General features: G+C 47.5%; 1 protein-coding gene and 1 pseudogene. Both read left to right on the top strand.

Annotated features, from left to right (window positions below; all coding sequences use genetic code 11):
* A pseudogene (locus Tfer_RS16680) lies at positions 1-384 on the top strand (copper amine oxidase N-terminal domain-containing protein); the annotation flags it as partial.
* A gap of 1 nt (position 385) precedes the next feature.
* The coding region (locus tag Tfer_RS15590) for an Athe_2463 domain-containing protein (protein WP_427916572.1) at positions 386-1,979 on the top strand (1,594 nt) is incomplete at its 3' end.

Below are 1,979 nucleotides of genomic sequence, written 5' to 3'. Positions count from 1 at the left end.
AGCCGGGGCGCCACGGTGGAGTGGCTTGCCAAGACCAGAACCGTGAAGATCACGGTGAATAATGGGTATACGATTCCGGAGGGGACGGACGTAATTGTTGAAATAGATCCCCCGGACAATAATCCTAATAAGGTTGATATTAATCTTACTGTAACACTTGGTAAAGAGCTGGAACCTCAATTTAATGATGTTTATAAGATTTTGGCCAGTAAATTCGGACCTGGGCCGGCTAAAGAAGTAACAGAATACATACGTCAGAAAAAGGACGAATGGTCGGAAGTGCCTGCAAAATGGTGGATTTTCAATGACCAAAAGGTATATGTTGCTTCAAATTCAGGTGATTTTGTTATTCAAATCACAGTGTGGCAGCCGGGGGTGAAATAGGTTGCAAATTGGCCAAAGAAACCTGGTTTTATTCATGGTATTAGTGGCTATGTTTGGTTTTGCCGGACTGACCTGGGGAAACACAGAAAAATATGTCCCACCGGTAAAAGCACCTTTAACAATAACCGAAGCAAAAATTGACGATAATAAGTTTCTAAAGGTGGCAGGCAGTATCCCCATAGAATATTTTGTTGATAATCCGCAAACAAAAGCCATTCCGGAGAACCAAAGGTTTTTGAACATTGAGGTCTACCCGGAATTTAATAACACCCATCTGCTCTTTTACGGCTCACCGCACGGAAGACCCGGGGAAAAACCCCAAAATGGAGAATATCGGTATTCGGGGTATAACAGGTTTGGCGAGCATATCCCAAATTTAAATTGGCCTAACGATGTACAGCCAAAAAACAAATATCTGGATGATAATAAATGGATTTCTCACCCTTGGACAAATCCTAATGTTATAGATTGGAACAACATTCGTGGAGAAAAAATTGTACATGTTCCATATTTTGAACCCAAACCCGAATGGCGGCAAAACATCTGGTGGGGTTTAAAATTAATGCACGGGGATGAATTCCGTGGGGATGAGACAGTACCCTGGGAACAGTACGTACACGTGCTGCAGCCGCCCACCTTCTGGGGCTGGGGGTGGGGTATCGCCTGGCACGATGAGCACGACGGACAGGGTATTTTGTACCGGACCATCCCAATAGCGCCGGAAAGTGTATTTGTAGATTGGGTACCGAACCTGTACGTAAAAGACTTCGACCCCGGCACTCCGGTAGAAACGGATCCTACAACGGGTGCAACGGTTTACACCGCCGAACCCTTCACCAGGTACACCGCCACGGTGACCTTCGGTATTGCTGCGGAAAACGAATGGATTAAGAGGCCGCCGCCGAAGCTACCCATCTTTATTGGAGCCGCCCACCAGATTGACCAAACCCATCACAAAGCTGTTTTAAAATATAAATCAGGGCGCGGTTCCATAGGCGGGTTAATAAGCGCTTTTCCCTGGGGTGCGCCGGTGGGCTATAAGTACCAAACCGTTACTTTTAATGCTAACAGGGCAGAGATAGTTGCCCAGTTTGACTGGACTGCCCAACCCCAATCAAAAAGCCTGACGGTCGGGGTCAATGACTGGCCGGGCTTCAGGTACCTGTACGAGGGAGATACGGGCCTCGTTTACGCTGATAACCGGCTTACCGTTCCATTAACCGTTAAACCGCTGCCTGATGCGTATGTGGCCAATATTAACCCAGGGACTGCACTAACTGAACCCGGACGTGAATACCACGGCACGGTAACTTACGGATTAAAGGCAAACTTCCCCGGCCCGGTAGAAGTAAAACTGGGGTTAACCCATAACGGCTGGCCTGTATCCGGCATCCATGAACGGACGGTAGCTTTAAAACCCGGCGAAACAATAACTCTACCTTTTACCTGGCATGGCCAAAAAATGGGGCAAAACAGTTTAATCGAGGCCAAGATCTGGCCCCAGGAACCTACTCTCAAAGACATCAACTGGCAGAATAACACCCGGCGGGTATTGATCAAATCCCATGTCACCGATATAGCCGTCACCAGTATAG

Source organism: Thermincola ferriacetica, from assembly GCF_001263415.1.
Classification (GTDB): domain Bacteria; phylum Bacillota; class Thermincolia; order Thermincolales; family Thermincolaceae; genus Thermincola; species Thermincola ferriacetica.
This window is presented reverse-complemented; position numbering and strand designations above follow the sequence as displayed.